Genomic DNA, 16,477 nt, shown 5'->3' on the forward strand with positions numbered 1-16,477 from the left:
CCCTCGGTACCGACCTCGCGGGCGACGCGGGTGACTTCCGAGGCGAACGAGCTGAGCTGATCGACCATCGTGTTGATCGTGTTCTTGAGTTCGAGGATCTCGCCGCGCACGTCCACGGTGATCTTCTTGCCCAGGTCGCCATTCGCCACGGCGGTGGTCACGTCGGCGATGTTACGCACCTGGGCGGTCAAGTTGCCCGCCATGTAGTTGACGTTGTCGGTCAGGTCTTTCCACGTGCCGCTGACGCCCTTGACATCGGCCTGGCCGCCGAGCTTGCCCTCGGTACCGACCTCGCGGGCGACGCGGGTGACTTCCGAGGCGAACGAGCTGAGCTGATCGACCATCGTGTTGATCGTGTTCTTGAGTTCGAGGATCTCGCCGCGCACGTCCACGGTGATCTTCTTGCTCAGGTCGCCATTCGCCACGGCGGTGGTCACGTCGGCGATGTTACGCACCTGGGCGGTCAAGTTGCCCGCCATCATGTTGACGCTATCGGTCAGATCTTTCCAGGTGCCGCTGACGCCCTTGACATCGGCCTGGCCGCCGAGCTTGCCCTCGGTACCGACCTCGCGGGCGACGCGGGTGACTTCCGAGGCGAACGAGCTGAGCTGGTCGACCATCGTGTTGACGATCTTGGCGGTACGCAGGAACTCGCCGTCCAGTGGTCGCCCGTCGATCTCAAGCGGCACGCTCTGGCTCAGATCGCCACGCGCGACCGAGCCGATCACGCGCGCGACTTCGGTCGTCGGCTGGACCAGATCGGTGGTCAGCGTGTTCACGGCGTCGACGCAGCGTGCCCACGAGCCGCTCGGCGAGCCGAGACTGGCGCGCTGGCTGATCTTGCCTTCTTTGCCGACGACGGTGCTAATGCGCTCGAACTCGTTGGTCATCTTCTGGTTGAGCTCGATGATGTCGTTGAGCGTGTCGGCGATTTTACCAGCAGTGCCCGTCAGGTCATCTGGCATGCGCACCGAAAAGTCGCCTTTTTTGACAGCCATCAGGACGCGCAAAAGGTGTTTGGCGTCGAGCGAATCTGTACCTGTTGCGGTAGGTTGTTCCGTAGGCACTACGATCTCCTCCGTACACGCTGTGATGGCCGCCATTGGCAATCACAGGATCTCTATCGTTACTCGGTGCATTCGATGTCAGGATCAGCTCATGATGCTTTTGCATATGTATGGAGCTGTGCCATAATCGCCGCCGCTCTGCTGCCATCGTGCGATCGATGCAGGCATCGGTATCATCTCATATCAGCCAGCGCTGTATTATACCAATTCATCGCCAACATCCGATCATGACGGTGAGCAATGCAGCTTGGATTCGGCGCTTCGATCTACGCTCGGACATGTCCGTCGCCCTCGATCACCCATTTGTAGGTTGTTAGCTCACGCAGCGCCATCGGGCCACGCGCGTGGAGCTTCTGCGTGCTCACGGCTACCTCCGCGCCGAGGCCAAGCTGCCCGCCGTCGTTGAAGCGCGTCGAGGCGTTGACTAGCACCGCCGCCGAGTCGACCTCGTCCACGAAGCGCGCGGCGGCTGCCGGATCTTCGGTCAGGATCGCGTCGGAGTGCCCGGTGCTGTAGCGCCAGATATGCTCCAATGCCTCGTCCAGACCCGCGACGACCTTGACCGACAGCACCAGTGCCAGAAACTCAGTGCCCCAGTCCTGATCGGTCGCCGGTAGCGCCCGCTGGCCCGCCGTCGCCAGCAGCGGCAGCGCCTCAGCATCGGCGTGTAGCTCGACGCCCGCCGCAGCCAGATTTTCGCCGAGCAGCGGCAGCACACGCGGCGCGATCTCGCGCTGGACCAGCAGGGTATCCAGCGCATTGCAGACGCTCGGACGCTGGACTTTGGCATTGCGGATCACCGGAATCGCCCGCTCGATATTCGCGCTGCCGTCGACGTACATATGGCAGACGCCGATGCCGCCGGTGATCACCGGGATCGTGGCGTGCTCGCGGCAGAGCCGGTGCAGGCCCGCGCCGCCGCGTGGAATGATCATGTCGACGTACTGGTCGAGCCGCAGCAGCTCCAGCACTCGCTCGCGGCTGGGATCGGCGATCACCTGCACGGCGTCGTCGGGCAGACCAGTGGCGGCCAGCGCGCGGCGGATCGTCGTCACCAGCGCCGCATTCGAGCGAACGGTTTCTTTGCCGCCGCGCAGGATCACCGCGTTGCCGGTCTTCAGGCAGAGCGAGGCGACATCGACGGTGACGTTGGGCCGCGACTCGTAGATCACGCCCACGACGCCCAGCGGGACGCGCCGCCGATGAATCCGCAGGCCATTCGGCAGCGTCCGCTCGTCGAAGCGCTCGCCGACGGGATCGGAAAGCTCGGTGACATGCTCGACATCGGCGGCGATAGCGCTCAATCGCTCAGGCGTCAGCCTCAGCCGGTCGATCAGCGCGTCCGATAGGCCGCTGGCACGCGCATCGGCCACATCCTGCTCGTTGGCGGCCAGGATCGTCGCCTGGTCGGCGCGCAGCTCCGCCGCAATCGCCAGCAGCGCCCGGTCTTTGGTGGCGGTCGGCAGCGTCGCCAGCCGCCGCGCGGCAGCTCTGGCCCGCTGCCCGATGATCTGTAGGTTTGGCGTGTCCATAAGAAATTCCCTTCGCGAGAACCAGGGCCGTCAGGCCGGGGGTGTGGGAGCGTCCCCCACCATCTTTTCTTCCCTCTCCGTGCATCGTGAACAAAGGAACAAAAGAGAAACACGGAGATCCCTGACCCCTGATCCCTTAACTTTGACCTCGAAACGTTGACCTTTGACCTCGAAACTAGCTCAACATCACCAGATCGTCGCGGTGGACGGCCTCCGGCCCGTAGGTGTAGCCCAGGATCTCCTCGATCTGCGTGGAGCGCTTGCCGCCGATCAGCGCCAGGTCGGAGGCGCGATATTGGGTCAGGCCGCGCGCCAGCTCAAGGCCGCTCTCGGTGAAGATCCGCACGGTCTGGCCGCGATCGAACGCGCCCTCAATGCGCACGATGCCCGCCGGAAGCAGGCTGCGGCCTTGCTCGCGCAGCGCCCGCGCGGCGCCCGCGTCGACCACCACACGGCTCTGGCGGGCGGTTTCGGCCAGAATCCAGCGCTTGCGCGCCTCAAGCCGGGTTGCGCGGGCATGCAGCCGCGTGCCGATCGCCGCTCCCTGCGCCGCCTGCACGATCACGTTAGGCGCTTCACCCGCCGCGATCAGCACATCGATTCCGGCGCGCGTGGCGAGATCGGCAGCCTGAATTTTGGTGCGCATCCCGCCGGTCCCGCGATGGCTGCCTGCGTCTCCGGCCAGCGCCCAGATCGTCTCGTCGATCGTCGGCACGTCGGGGATGAGCTGCGCGTTCGCGTCAACGCGCGGGTCGGCGCTGAACAGGCCAGGGCGGTCGGTGCAGATCAGCAGCAGGTCGGCGTCCACCAGATTGGCGACCAGCGCCGAGAGCGTGTCGTTATCGCCGACCTTGATCTCGTCCACGGCGACGGCGTCGTTCTCGTTGACGATCGGCAGCACACCGCGCGTCAGGCAGCCGAGCAAGGTGTTGCGGGCGTTGAGGTAGCGGCGGCGGTCGCGCAGGTCGTCGCGCGTCAGCAGCGTCTGCGCGACTGGAATGCCGTAGATGTCGGCAAGCTGTGCGTAGAGGCTCATCAGGCGGCTCTGGCCGATCGCGGCGAAGAGCTGTTTTTCGGGCAGGTTGCGCTTGCGCGGCGGAAAGCCAAGCTGCTCCCAGCCTGCGAGCACGGCTCCTGATGTCACAAGGATTGCCTCTGCGCCCAGGTCACGCAGCGCTGCGATCTGGCGGATCAGCTCGACCATCCGTGGCCGGTGCAGGCGATCGGTGCCTGCCGTCAGCACGCTCGTTCCGAGCTTGACCACCACGCGCCGGTAGCGGATGGGTTCGGTCATACGGTTGTCCAGGGTAGTTTTTTGTGCAGGCAAGTGTACCACGTGGCGGCAGCTTGAAGGCTCCTGTTGTTCGAGAACGTTTTACCCCCGCACTACCCGGCCCGTCCCGCACGCCACCGCGCCGGACGACGACCCGCCCAGAAGGAGCGCTCGCCGTCCGCTCTCGCGCTCGTACTGCGCCGCGATGCGCCGAATAGCCTCGATCGCGCCGCGCCGCGCCAGCACCGCCACCGTGCCGCCGCTGCCGCCCCCGGTGATCTTCGCCCCGTACAGCCCGTGGTCCGCGCCCGCCTCACGCACCAGCGCCACCAGCCGATCCGTTCCCTCCGAGCCAAGCCCACACGCGCCGTAGCTCGCGTGCGACTGGTACATCAGCTCGCCGAGCAGATGCAGCGTTTCGGTGGTGGGCTGGCATTCGAGCAGCGACCGAAAGAGCCGCACGCGCTGATGCTCGTAGATCGGGTGGGCCGTGGGCTGGCGCACGGCGTAGCTGCGCTGCGGATCGATCCGTGTGACCGGATCGGTCGAGCCGCCGTAGCGCGCCAGGAACGCCGCGCCGTCGAGCGTCTCCGGCACGTGGTCGCGGTAGAGCGTCTCCCACTCCGAGGGCGTGATATTGGCGAGGTAGCCGTGCCAGCGCCGATCGTCGACCGCCACGCGCCCATCATCCAGCGGCGCGACCGTCAGCCCGGCGAGATCGGCGATGATGCGATAGCCCATGAACGCGCCCACGCGCACGGAGCCGTAATCGCTGCCGCTGACCGTGTGACGAATCCCCGAATCGATGCCCCAGACCTCGACCTCCGGCGGCAGCACGACCGAGGGCAGAAGCTCGGCGGGCTGGCACAGCAGCGCCAGCAGGCGATCCTGCTCGCCACACGCCGCCGTCATCTGATCCATCACGCCGCACGGCGCGCCGACGACCAGATTCTCCGCCTTTTGACATAAGATCGCCATCTCGCGTCCATTGAGCGGTAGATCGAAGCTGCCGCAGAGCGCTTGCATCGCCGCGACCTCAAGCGCCGCCGACGAGCTGACACCTTTGCCCGGCGGCACGTCCGAGTGGATCAGCACGCGCAGGCCGCAATCGATGCGCAGGCCGCGCTCCCGCTGCAAGACCAGCAGCACGCCCGCGACATAGGCGGCCCAACTGCGGCGCGGATCGGCGCTGAGCAGCGCGTGGGCTGCGGCATAGCTCAACGGCTGATCGGCGCGCGCCAGCGCATCGAGCGGCAGCAGCGCCAGCGGCTCTGCGTCCAGCTCACGGGCATTCGTGCTGAAGATCGTCAACATCGGCTGGGGATCGGGCTGGACCGCGACCAGGGCGGCGACATCCAGCGGCAGTTGGAGCACGAGCGCGCCCGAATAATCAGCGATGCCGCCCATCAGATCGAGCCTGCCGGGAGCGCGCCCGACCACGATCGGCGTGTTGGGCTGCCAGAAGTCGGCGTGCCTGTTGAGCAGCGCCAGAAAGCGATCGACGGCGGGCGGTGTGTAGGTGAGCGGCTGCTCGAAGTTCCAGCGCGGCTGCTGCATGATTGTCGTTCCTGTGCGCGGTGATTCTGGATCCCCGGCGCTCAGTGTAGCAGGAGTGTTACATGCTTGTCACGCGCCAGGCACGACGACGCGCCCCGGATCGCTCCGAGACGCGCATCGCCTCTCTGCTTGAACCTTAGCTCTGGCGGCGCACTCGGCGCGTCACCAGCAGGCCGCCTATCATCCCAAGACCAGACAGCAACAGCAGCGGCAGTAGCGGCCACTCACTGCCGGTATCTGGCAGTTGCGCCGGGCGACCGCCACCTGGCGCAGGCGTCGGCTGAGGTGGGCGCGCGGTCGGCGAGGCCGCGGGCGTGTCGCGCTGAGCTGCCGGGATCACGGCGCAGGCGATCCGCGCGCCGCTGTTGCCAGAGGGATCGGTCTTGTAGTCGTCCGCGCCCGCATGGATCACGATCGAGCTGCCGTCGGCATCGTAGAGCGTGGCGGGACCCTCACGCAGCGTCACCATCGAGTTCTTGTGATCGTAACTGCCGGTGCCGTCGGCGTTGACCTGAAGGTTGGGCATGTCACCTGCGTGCGCGCCCTCTGGATTTTCCAGGCCGTGCTTCTTGCTCGTGGGGTTGTAGTGCCCACCGGCGGCGTTGAAATCAGGCGTGCATGCGCCGACAGCATGAATATGAATCCCGTGCGTGCCGGGCGGTAGGCGCTGGACGCTGCCCAGCAGATGGACGGTATCGCCCTCCTGCACCAGCGTTATCGTACCGACGGCTTGACCGCTGGCGTCTTTGAGTTCGGCGCTGGCGCGTAGCTCTCCGGTTTGGGCTGCGACGTTTGCGCTGCTGACGGCGGCCAGGATTGTCATGAGAAGGAAGCCAACCAGTGTCCGCATGTGTATTCCTTTCTTGATCGAAGCGAAACCTTTGCTCTGCCAGCAGATTACGTGCCGGGAGTCGCCGGATCTAAAGCGATCGTCACGCGCTCAGCACCCGCCCCAGCCCACCGGCCTCGCCCACCGCGAAGAGCGCCGTGGTGTATGGCGCGGCCAGACCGCCGATCAGCAGCCGCGCGCCGTGCTGCTCCAATGGCTGCAACTCCCGCTCGGCGTAGCGCAGCAGCGCCGCTGCCCTCCGTTGATCGTCCAGCTCGACCGCCAGCAGATACGCGAAGCCGGTGTTGACCGCCGTATCGCAGCCCTCCATGCGCGTCCAGATCTTGGCCGAGGGCAGACAGGCCATGTCGGGCTGCGACCAGCGTAATCGTGCCCACAGCCGATCGGCGTTGCGGCGCGTCCACTCCGGCGCGATCGGTGCCAGCAGCGCCAGCGACCACGCATCCATGAAGTTGAGGCCAAGCGGCGCGGCAACGTTGAGCTTCGTCAGGTAGATCGCGCTGACCGCGCCGCGCCCCACGATGCGCGGCCCGCGAAAGGTCAGGCGGCGTTCGAGAAAATCGAGCCACTGCACGTTGATCGCGGCAAAGCTCGTGCCGTGCAGCCGATCGTGCAGCACATTCGACCACAGCGCGTGGTCTGTACACGAGACATAGGTGTTGCCCGGCTCGCAATCCACGCCATGATAGCGATTGCGGCGCATCTGCTCGTAGAGCGCGCTCGCCAGCGTGGTGTGGGTGTGCTCGACGGTCTGGCCGTTGTGGGTGAAGTGGAACGGCTGATCGAAGCGCTGGCCGCCGAGCAGCCGGTACAGGCCGATCATATGGCTGAGATGGCCGCTGTACTGGATATTGGCCCAGCCCACCGGATCGCCGCTGCCGGTCGCGCGGCTCCAGTAGTGCCACACACGCGGATCGAGCATGCGGTCGATCAGAGCCGCCATGATCCGCAGGCTGCGCTCACGAGTCGCGGGCAGCGCATGGGTGATCGCGGCGACGGCGTAGCAGGGAAAGGCCAGTTGAAAGCGCAGCCCGAAGTTCATCGACTCGCTGCGCGGCGTGAAAAAGCCGCGCCATTGGTCGCGCGGCTGAAGGGCCAGTCGCTCAAAGGTCTGGAGGTACGCCTGCAACCGTTCGGCTGATGCGGCGATCGATCGTGTGGCGCTCATTGTCCCACGCCGAAGACGCGGCTGATCCATGTCTCGATGTCGAGCGCCCACTGGCCCGCGCTGGTCGCCGTGGCCCACTCCGAGAAGCGGTACAACTGCCCGCTCGCCAGGAAATAGCCGATCACGATCAGCAGGAGGCCGCTCAAGATGCTGGTGGTGTGCAGATGCAGCGTGTAGCCAAAGACCTGCACCGAAAAGCCGCGCCCGCGCAGCAGCCTCCAGGCGCGGCTGCTCGTGCCCATCTGCCGGAAGAAGGTCGCCACCACGAAGAGCGGCAGCGCCAGACCGAGCGCGTAGATCTGCGCCAGCACCGCGCCCGCCAGCACCGAGGCTCCCTGCGCCACCAGCAGGGTCAGCAGCGTGCCCAGGATCGGCCCGACGCACGCGCTCCAGCCGAGCGCAAAGGTCATGCCGAACAGATAGGTGCCTGCGAACGTCGCGCTCGGTCGCTGCTGCATCTGGATGCCGCTAAAGCCTTTGCCGAGCATGTTGGCGATGCCCAGCCCGATGATCAGGATACCGCCCCAGAAGGTAAGCGTCTGGCGCACGTTGCTGGTCGTCAGCGCGCTTCCCAGCAGCGAGGCCGTCGCGCCGAAGAGCGTCATCGTCGTGGCGAGGCCCAGGAAGAATGCCAGAGTCATCAGCGCGATCTGCTGGCGTCTGGCCTCGAAGGTGAAGGCGAAGTAGGCCGGTAGGATCGGCAGGGTGCAGGGCGAGAGAAACGAAAAGATGCCCGCCAGAAAGGTCGGCAGAGCTGCGGACAGCACCAGGCCCATTGCGCTCTGCCCGCTCTCCACGGTGCCGAGCCGCTCGCCTCCGGCTGGCAGCAACAGCCCCACAATGATCGCTCCGGCGATCACGACAAAGCCCAGTGCCACCAGCAACCGCTGAGATGGTCGTCGTCGCTCTCCTGCAACGCGCATAGCATGCTCCCGATATATATCAGCGGCGCAGCGATGATGGTTGGACCAGCGCTGCGCGCAACGATCTTCCCTGTATTGTACCCGATCAGGCGTATGGCATGCTTACGAAGTTGCTTCGTCCTCGGCATCCGCCGCCTCAGGCGCTACGGCATCTTCCGGCGCGGGCGCGCGCTCGTCGTTCGACGGCGGATCGTCCAACGAAGGATCTGCCACGCGCCGCCGCCAGGACCAGACCAGCAGCATGACGACTGAGCTGAGCGCCAGCAGCGGCGGCAGTATTCTGTTCCAGTTGATGCGCTGTGCGGCCCGGCCTGCGGTGAGGCTTGCAGGGTTGCCTGCGCGCTTGGCCGATCCATCCGCAAGCGGCGTTGGCCTTAGCGTGGGCGTAGCGCTCACTGGTGCCGCCCGATTGAAGTCGCCCGGCGTTGGCGGCGTGTTCGATTGCCAGCCGCCGCCATGCACCGGGTAGCGGCTGCGGGTCGTTCCCGCCGCGATCTCGTCGTACACTATCGTGTCGGCGAGGCTGCCGTCTGGCCGCAGCAGCCGCAAGGTCTGCCCCTGGAGCGCTCCAAGCTGTGCGCTTTCGACGACCAAAAACCCGTGCGGGCTGATCGTCGTGGCGGGCGCGAGCGCGATCGGCGGCGTCGCGGGATCGCCGTCGTCGACCTTCCAGCCGTCGATGGCCTGGGGCCTGGATTGGGTGTTGTACAGCTCGATCCAGGCACGCTCAGGCGCGATCTCGCTAAAGATCAGTCGTCCGGCTGCGGTTCCGGTCGGTTGCGCCGACGTATCGCCGCTGCTGGCTGGCGCGGGGGTGGCGGTAACACGCTGCGCCGTGCCGCTCCCACTCCGATCGCTCACGCTGGGACCGCTCGTGCTGCCACCCGCCTGCTCAGGCTGCCAATCGGCGGCGGTATCCGTGTCGTGCGGCAGGCGGCGCTTCAACGTCTGCCCCTTCGCCGCAAGCTTGACCGGCGGATTCAGGATGCTGGTGTTGCTGCCCCAGGATAGCCCGTCGATCACCTGACCGGCGCTGTCGAGCAGTACCAGCTCGTCGCCGCTGTTGCCCAGACCATTGCCGATCCGGCCATCGAGTAGAATCCACGCGCCGTCAAAGCTTGGCACCTGCTGGCGTACCTCATCCGAGGCTGCGATCAGCGCACGACCCTGCGCCGGTAGCTCGAAGCGCGGCAGCCTGGTGCTCTCTTTGCTGTCGCGGAGCGCCCATCCCGCGAGCGTGATCGTGCGATCGGTCGCGTTGTAGAGGCTGACCCACTCGCCGCTGGATTCGGCTCTGGCCTGCGCGGGATCGTAGAGCACCTCCGCGATCAGCACATCGTGGGGCGCTGCGGTCGTGCCCGGATCGGTGGTCGTCGGTCCGGCAGCGGCATCCGTCGGCGTGGCTCGAACGCTCGCCGCCGTTCTCGTGGGCGTTGGGGTGCGCGTGGGCGTTGAGGTGCGAGTCGGTGATGGCGTACGGGTCGCCGTGGGCTCGCGCGTCTCGGTCGGCTCGCGCGTCTCGGTTGGCTCGTGCGTCGGGGATGGCGTACGGGTTGCCGTGGGCGTATGGGTGGGCGTTGGGGTGCGGGTGGGTGTGGGCGTGCGGGTGGGTGTGGGCGTGCGGGTGGGTGTGGCCGTGGATGTTGGCGTATCCGTCGGCGTCGCAGTGGGCGTCGGCGTATTCGTCGGCGTTGGTGTCGGCGTTGGGGGGAGCATATTGGGCATGCCGCGCGAAGGCAGCAAATCGTCGCGCCAATCCTGGCCGTCGGGATAGCGTCCAAACGCCTGATCGGGCTGCGCCTGATCGTACAAGAAATCGTCGAGCACCTCACGATCCGGCTGTAGCAGCCGCAGCGCGTCGCTGTCATCGAGCAGATCCGGCGGCAGGTCGAAGGCCGCGAATGCCTGCGGATCAGGAGCCAGCACGATCGACTCGGCGATGACCAGATGGATCTCGTCGTCTGCTCCATCGTCGACGATCAAGCCCTCAAGATCGATCGGCGTTGGCCCAAGGTTACGCAGCTCGATCCAGGCTGTGCCTGCTTCGGGCAGCGGCACGAACTCGTTGATCAGGAGCGCTGGCTGCGGTGGAGCGCCATTCGCTGCGCCGGGCGTCGGCGCGGATACGCTGTACCACAGCCCCGCGCCGTTGGGCATGCGGCTCCAGGCCGAGCCTTTGGCGCTTGAGCTGTACGCCTTGCATGCGATCTGCGCGTCGCTGTGATCGAGCAGCCGCGCCGCGTCGGTATCATTATTCAGCATGAATCCGCTAATGTTGTAGACATAAAATCCATGCGCCTGGATCGTCGTGCCTGTGGGGATGACCTTTGGGCTAGTACTGTTGCCGGGAACGTCGTCGATCTTCCAGCCGCCGATCGCGATCGGCGTGTCATGCGGATTATAGATCTCGACCCACTCAGTGCCGTTGCTGGGGTCCGGCATGAACTCGCTGATCAGCGGCACGAGCTGCACCGGCGATGTGTTGGCGGCGCAGGTGGTCGCCGTCGCTCCGACGGACGACGGCTGGGCCTGGGTGTGAGAAGGCATCCAGAGTAAGGCATGAGCGAGCAACGCACAGCACGAAACCAGGCGACGTAGATTCATCGACGCTCCTTATGGGCAGCACGCAACGCCGACGACGGCAGGCGGAGTGTGACCCGCGCAGCCCGCGACGATGAAGAGCGCTGCTATGAACTTATTGATTGGTTGAAGCTAACGAAGTACTACTTGTGGGAGGCTAAAGTACTATAGCACAGTTGTGTACCACTCAACGTAGTACTTTTGGTGCGTTCGAGTACTGAGTAGTGCCGCGATTGATGGAGAACAAGAGCTGCATCGATCAGGAAAGGAACTCACAGCCGCGCAACGGTGGAGATGGGAGCCGCCCGACCGGATAATCGAGCCGAGCGGCTGTGGTCGTCTGCCTGACCGACTACTTGACAACGCGAAAGCCGATGTGGGTAACATCCGTGCCTTCGACGACATGCAAGCGCTCAAGCGCGATCGGCTCAGTGTCAAGGTGATCGAAGAGACGCTTGCCGTCGCCGAGCAGCATCGATGCCAGATCAATGTGGATCTCGTCCAGCAGCCCCACCTTCAGGCATTGCCGGACGATCGTTGTGCCGCCGACGACGACGTGCTTATCCCCTGCGACTCGCCTGGCCTGCTCGATGGCGCTCAAGACGCCGTCCGTGATAAAGGTGAACGGCGAGCCTTCTTTGACCCATGCTTGCGGCGGGGTATGGGTCACGATAAACGAGGGCCAGCCGTACGGAGGCTTGCCGCCCCACGCGCCGGACACATCGAAATCATGCCGCCCTGTCACCATCGCGCCGATCGATCCCCAAAGCTCACCAATGAATGCGGCGCTGGCGCTTGAGATCTGAAACACCATGTCCGTGCCTGGGACCGGAAACGGGGTGTCGCCGCTGGAGAACCACTTAAAGAGCTGTCGTATGTCATCGTTCGGCCCGGCGATAAAGCCATCCAGCGACATCGTGAAGCCTGTGATGACCTTGCCCATACCATCCTCCTGGGTATTTGCCTGTGCTATACCTATAGCACCCAGGTGCGACAGCTAGCGTCACAGAGGTATCGTGGAATGATGGTACGGGCTGCCGCACAATAACTGATGATCCAGAATCACACAGATAACGCGGTTGTCGTAGGAACATGCGGAAAACGGCGTGCGGTTAGCGCCGCAGCACGAAGCGCTGGAGCCAGGCCCACTGGTTGCGGTGGCCCGGCAGCAGATGATCGCGGAGGAAGGCGCTGACCGTCTTATTGAAGCGCTCGGCCTGCTCGGTATGCGGTAGATGCCCCGTGCCAGGCCAGATCTCCAGCTTCGCGCCGGGGATCGTCTGGGCAAGCCGGTGACAGTGCTCGGTCGGCACCAGCCGGTCGCTATCGCCGCTCACGATCAGTGTGGGCACGCCGATCTCGCGGTAGCGCTCGGCCAGATTCCACGGCTTGTGGAACTGCATATGTCGCCCATAGCGCAGGTAGCTCTGCGCCAGGCGGCGCTTCTGCTCAAGACCCGATACCATGTTCCAGTACACGTCTTCTTCAGTGATCGCTACGTTGGGATGCATACATGCCCGCAGCGCGCGCCGCACCAGATATTCGGGCCGTCCGCTGAAGAGCAGTTGCGTGTAGAGCTCGCCGACACCCGGCAGCACCAGGAAGCTCACGGCGCGTCCGCCGGTCTGCGGATAGCACGACGGGCTGACCAGCATCAGAGATTGTACACGGGATGGATGGGCGATCGTCGTGTTGAGCGCGATGCGCGCGCCCATCGAGTGCCCGACCAGCGCGGCGCGGCTGACGCCGAGATGATCGAGCAGGCCGACCAGTTGCTCGGTACACGCGACGGTGTTGTACGCGCCTCTGGCCTTGTCGGACTTGCCGCAGCCTTTGAGGTCGAAGGCGACGACGCGAAAATGTTGGGCCAGTGCCGGGAGGTTGCGCCACCAGTTCCAGAAGCACGCTGAGAGGCCGTGGATCAGCACAACGGTTGGGCCTTGACCGCACTCGACGTAGTGGGTACGAACACCACCCACGGCAGCATACCGAGGGGTGAGTGCACGACAAAATTCGTTGGCGTTCATGACGGTATCGCTTGCTAGTGCGTCCGCAGGCCGGGGTGTGGTGGAGATCCCAGAGATTCTTCCACTCTGGGCCGACCGGAACGCGGATTCCCGAAACGATGGATCTATGCCAGATCGAACGAGGTATATTAACTATACGCCGCATTTGGAGTAATGTCTATAGGCACGTAAGGTATGATAGCTTCAGGCTATGCATCTCGCGGCGTGGCGATCACGATTCGTCGGGCGGCGCTGTGGCGTGTTGCGCAGGCTCCTGCGGGGAAGCGTGTGATACTTGAGACAAGGATGCTTCTGGGCGTTGAAAATCTCAAAGCCTTTGGTAAGATAAAAGCAGTAAAAGAATCGTTTATCACACGGCAAGCTGCATCGACACCTGTCTCCCACCGTTCGACGCTGATCGGGAGCGCAGCGCGTGATGCTGTCATTGCCTTTGATCCTGCTACTATGCCTCTGAGGAAAAGATGCCGTTACGCTCTCGCTGGGTGCCGCGTCCTACCGCGCCCGCAACATTTTTGAATGAGCTGCCCGCCTCGATCTCACCGCTGATCGGGCAGTTGCTCTGGAGTCGTCAGATCACCGACCCCAGCGCGGTTGAGGCGTTTCTTGCCGCCGACTACGGCGCGCTCAACGACCCGTTTGCGCTGCGCGATATGGATCGCGCGGTAGCCCGTATCCGCCGGGCGATCGACGAGCAGCAGACCGTGGCGGTCTATGGCGATTTCGACACCGACGGCGTTACCGGCGTCGCGCTGCTGAAGCAGGCGCTCTCGGCGCTGGGGCTGAACGTGATGCCCTATATTCCACGTCGGCTTGAGGAAGGCTACGGCCTGAATATCCCGGCGGTCGAGCAGCTTGCCGAGCGCGCGCACCTGTTGATCACCGTCGACTGTGGCATCTCGAACGTCGATGAGATCGCGCGCGCGCAGGCGCTGGGCCTCGATGTGATCGTGCTCGATCACCACACGCCGCCCGCCGTGATCCCGCAGGGCTACGCGGTGATCAATCCCAAGCGCAGCGATTGCAGCTACCCCTACGATATGCTGGCGGGCGTCGGCGTGGCCTACAAGCTCACGCAGGCGCTCTACCGGGCAGGGCTGCGCACCGGCCTCAGAGGCCGCGATCTGCTCGATGTGGTAGCCCTGGGCACCGTCACCGACATGGCACCGCTGACCGGCGAGAATCGGATTCTGGTCAAGCATGGCCTGCACGCGATCAACGAGAGCGAGCGACCCGGCATCAAGGCGCTGATCGAAGCGTCGGCGTCGCGGCGTCCGATCGATACGCGCACGATCGGCTATGTCCTAGGTCCGCGTCTCAACGCCGCCGGTCGGCTGGACGACGCGATCCGGGCATACAATCTGCTGCTTGCAACCACGGACGAAGAGGCCCAGGCGCTGGCCGAGGAGCTGAACACGATCAATGTGCAGCGCCAGACGCTGACCAAGGAAGTGCAGCAGCTCGCGCACGAGCTGGCGGTCGCCAGCGGTAAGAACCAGCGGCGGATCGTGATCCTCGACGATACAGAGTTTCCGTCGGGCATCGTCGGCCTGGTAGCCGCGCGGCTGGTCGAAACCTGGGGCCGTCCAGTGCTGCTGCTGGAGCGCGGCGCGACGACCAGCCGTGGCTCGGCGCGGTCGGTGGAGGGCTTTTCGATCATCGGCGCGCTGACGGAGGTCGGAGAGCTGTTTGAAAAATTCGGCGGCCATACCATGGCGGCGGGCTTTACAATCAGCAACACGCGGCTGCCCGATCTGGAAACTCGGCTGCAAGCGATTGCCGACCGCGACCTGCCCGACGATCTGCTGACACCCCGGCTCTACTACGACGCCGAGCTGTCGCTCGATCGGCTGAGCCTGGATCTGGTCGAGCAGCTGGCGCTGCTGGAGCCGTACGGCCACGGCAATCCTGAGCCGCTGTGGATCACGCGCGGCGTCAAAGTGGTCGACGCCTACGCGATGGGCAAGGAGCGCCAGCATCTCAAGCTGCGGCTCTTCGACGGTCGTGTGACGATCGATGCGCTCTGGTGGCGCAACGCCGAGCATGTTCATGCATTCAAGAGCTGTCCGCGCGTCGATGTCGCCTACACGCTGGCGATCAACGAGTACATGGGGCGGCGGCGCGTGCAACTGATCGTCAAGGAGCTGGTGCCGAGCGTCTAACAGTGGAGGTCGAACGCCGGGCGGGCGTACCTGCCTGCGTCGACGTTTGATTGGTGATCATCCGGCATGGCGGAGCACATCGTTCGTGCGCTGCTGGCAACGTCGCCTCCGTGCCGTACACGCCCGTCGAAGAGGACGAGCGCTGTTCCTGTCACAGTGAGGAGAAATCATGAAAATCGGTATTCTGACCGGCGGCGGCGACGTGCCGGGGCTCAATCCATGTATCAAGGCGGTAGTCAATCGGGCGGCGGATGCAGGCATCGAGGTCGTCGGTATTCGGCGCGGCTGGGGCGGCCTGCTCAACTACAATCTCGACGACGAAACCGGCAGCGCCGAGTGTATTCAGCCGCTCACGCGCGCCGATGTCCGCACGATCGATCGCTACGGCGGCACGCATCTGCATACCTCGCGGACCAATCCGGGCCGGGTGCGGCCTACGATGATGCCCGCGTTTCTCAAAGACACATTTCCGATCCCTGAAGGCAAGCACCACGCCGACTGTACGCCGCATGTGCTGCGAGTGCTGGAGCGCCTGGGCATCGACACGCTGATCCCGATCGGCGGCGACGACACGCTGAGCTACGCCGTCCGCATGCACCAGGAGGGCGTGCGTGTGGTAGCGATTCCCAAGACGATGGACAACGATGTCTTCGGCACCGACTACTGCATCGGCTTCTCGACGGCGGTGACGCGCTCGGTCGAGTTCATCAACGCGCTGCGCACGCCCACGGGGTCGCACGAGCGCATCGCGGTGATCGAGCTGTTTGGCCGCAACTCAGGCGAAACCGCGCTGATCTCGGCGTATCTCGCGGATGTCGACCGCGCGATCATCAGCGAAGTGCCCTTCGACATCGAGCGGCTGGGAGCCTTTTTGGTGCAAGATCAGCGGCGCAATCCCTCTAACTACGCGATCTGCGTGATCTCCGAGGGCGCGTCGATGATCGGCGGGCAGGTGGTGGAGTACGGCCAGGAGGATGCCTACGGCCACAAAAAGCTCGGCGGCATCGGCATGATCACCGGCGAGGCGCTGAAGAAGATCACGGGCGTAGAGATCGTTCACCAGCAGCTCGCCTACCTGATGCGCGCCGGAGCGCCCGACTCGCTCGATCGGATGGTGGCGATCTCGTACGCGAATCTGGCGGTCGATCAGGTGCTCCAGGGCCACAGCGGGCGAATGGTCGCGCTGCAAAACGGCATGTACACCACCGTGCCGGTCGATACGATGGCGCAGGGCACCAAGCGCGTGGATGTGGCCGAGCTGTACGACGCGGCGACGTATCGCCCGCGCGTGACGCATATTCTGGGCAAGCCGATGTTTTTGTATTGATCGGTGCAAATAAC

The 16,477-nt window shown here is 64.8% G+C and carries 12 protein-coding genes; 2 read left to right on the top strand and 10 right to left on the bottom strand.

Annotated elements, in window-relative coordinates; translation table 11 throughout:
• The 10 genes from VFZ66_11365 to VFZ66_11410 all read right to left on the bottom strand — a co-directional run.
• Window positions 1–965 (bottom strand): HAMP domain-containing protein (locus tag VFZ66_11365; protein HEX6289784.1); only part of this gene is annotated, 965 nt, incomplete at its 3' end.
• Between the two features lie 368 nt (window positions 966–1,333).
• A complete protein-coding gene (locus VFZ66_11370) occupies window positions 1,334–2,599 on the bottom strand; it encodes a glutamate-5-semialdehyde dehydrogenase (protein HEX6289785.1) in 1,266 nt (421 codons plus the stop codon).
• Between the two features lie 175 nt (window positions 2,600–2,774).
• Window positions 2,775–3,893, bottom strand: coding sequence for a glutamate 5-kinase (gene proB / locus VFZ66_11375; GenBank protein HEX6289786.1), 1,119 nt, complete (start codon window positions 3,891–3,893; stop codon window positions 2,775–2,777).
• Between the two features lie 81 nt (window positions 3,894–3,974).
• Window positions 3,975–5,429, bottom strand: a complete 1,455-nt coding sequence (locus VFZ66_11380) for a galactokinase family protein (GenBank protein HEX6289787.1) — start codon at window positions 5,427–5,429, stop codon at window positions 3,975–3,977.
• A gap of 136 nt (window positions 5,430–5,565) precedes the next feature.
• On the bottom strand, window positions 5,566–6,279 hold the full coding sequence (locus VFZ66_11385) for a superoxide dismutase family protein (GenBank protein ID HEX6289788.1): 714 nt from the start codon (window positions 6,277–6,279) through the stop codon (window positions 5,566–5,568).
• 82 nt (window positions 6,280–6,361) lie between these two features.
• On the bottom strand, window positions 6,362–7,447 hold the full coding sequence (locus tag VFZ66_11390) for a hypothetical protein (protein HEX6289789.1): 1,086 nt from the start codon (window positions 7,445–7,447) through the stop codon (window positions 6,362–6,364).
• Complete coding sequence (locus tag VFZ66_11395) at window positions 7,444–8,370, bottom strand: cytochrome c biogenesis protein CcdA (GenBank protein HEX6289790.1); 927 nt, start codon at window positions 8,368–8,370, stop codon at window positions 7,444–7,446. The genes VFZ66_11390 and VFZ66_11395 overlap by 4 nt, the downstream gene beginning before the upstream one ends.
• A 102-nt stretch (window positions 8,371–8,472) precedes the next feature.
• Window positions 8,473–10,974 carry a lamin tail domain-containing protein gene (locus tag VFZ66_11400; protein HEX6289791.1) on the bottom strand — a complete coding sequence of 834 codons (2,502 nt, stop codon included), beginning with the start codon at window positions 10,972–10,974 and terminating at the stop codon, window positions 8,473–8,475.
• 328 nt (window positions 10,975–11,302) lie between these two features.
• Entirely contained in the window at window positions 11,303–11,893 is a 591-nt protein-coding gene (locus tag VFZ66_11405; GenBank protein HEX6289792.1) for a dihydrofolate reductase family protein, read from the bottom strand.
• A gap of 169 nt (window positions 11,894–12,062) precedes the next feature.
• The gene (locus tag VFZ66_11410) at window positions 12,063–12,977 is read right to left on the bottom strand and encodes an alpha/beta hydrolase (protein HEX6289793.1); all 915 of its coding nucleotides are present in this window, start codon (window positions 12,975–12,977) and stop codon (window positions 12,063–12,065) included.
• Between the two features lie 461 nt (window positions 12,978–13,438).
• Here VFZ66_11410 and recJ point away from each other — a divergent pair, with 461 nt between their 5' ends.
• Together recJ and VFZ66_11420 are read left to right on the top strand one after the other, a co-directional pair.
• On the top strand, window positions 13,439–15,136 hold the full coding sequence (recJ, locus tag VFZ66_11415; GenBank protein ID HEX6289794.1) for a single-stranded-DNA-specific exonuclease RecJ: 1,698 nt from the start codon (window positions 13,439–13,441) through the stop codon (window positions 15,134–15,136).
• Window positions 15,137–15,305: 169 nt separating this feature from the next.
• Window positions 15,306–16,463 carry an ATP-dependent 6-phosphofructokinase gene (locus VFZ66_11420; GenBank protein HEX6289795.1) on the top strand — a complete coding sequence of 386 codons (1,158 nt, stop codon included), beginning with the start codon at window positions 15,306–15,308 and terminating at the stop codon, window positions 16,461–16,463.
• The last annotated feature ends 14 nt before the right edge of the window (window positions 16,464–16,477 follow it).

Source organism: Herpetosiphonaceae bacterium (assembly GCA_036374795.1).
GTDB lineage: Bacteria > Chloroflexota > Chloroflexia > Chloroflexales > Kallotenuaceae > LB3-1.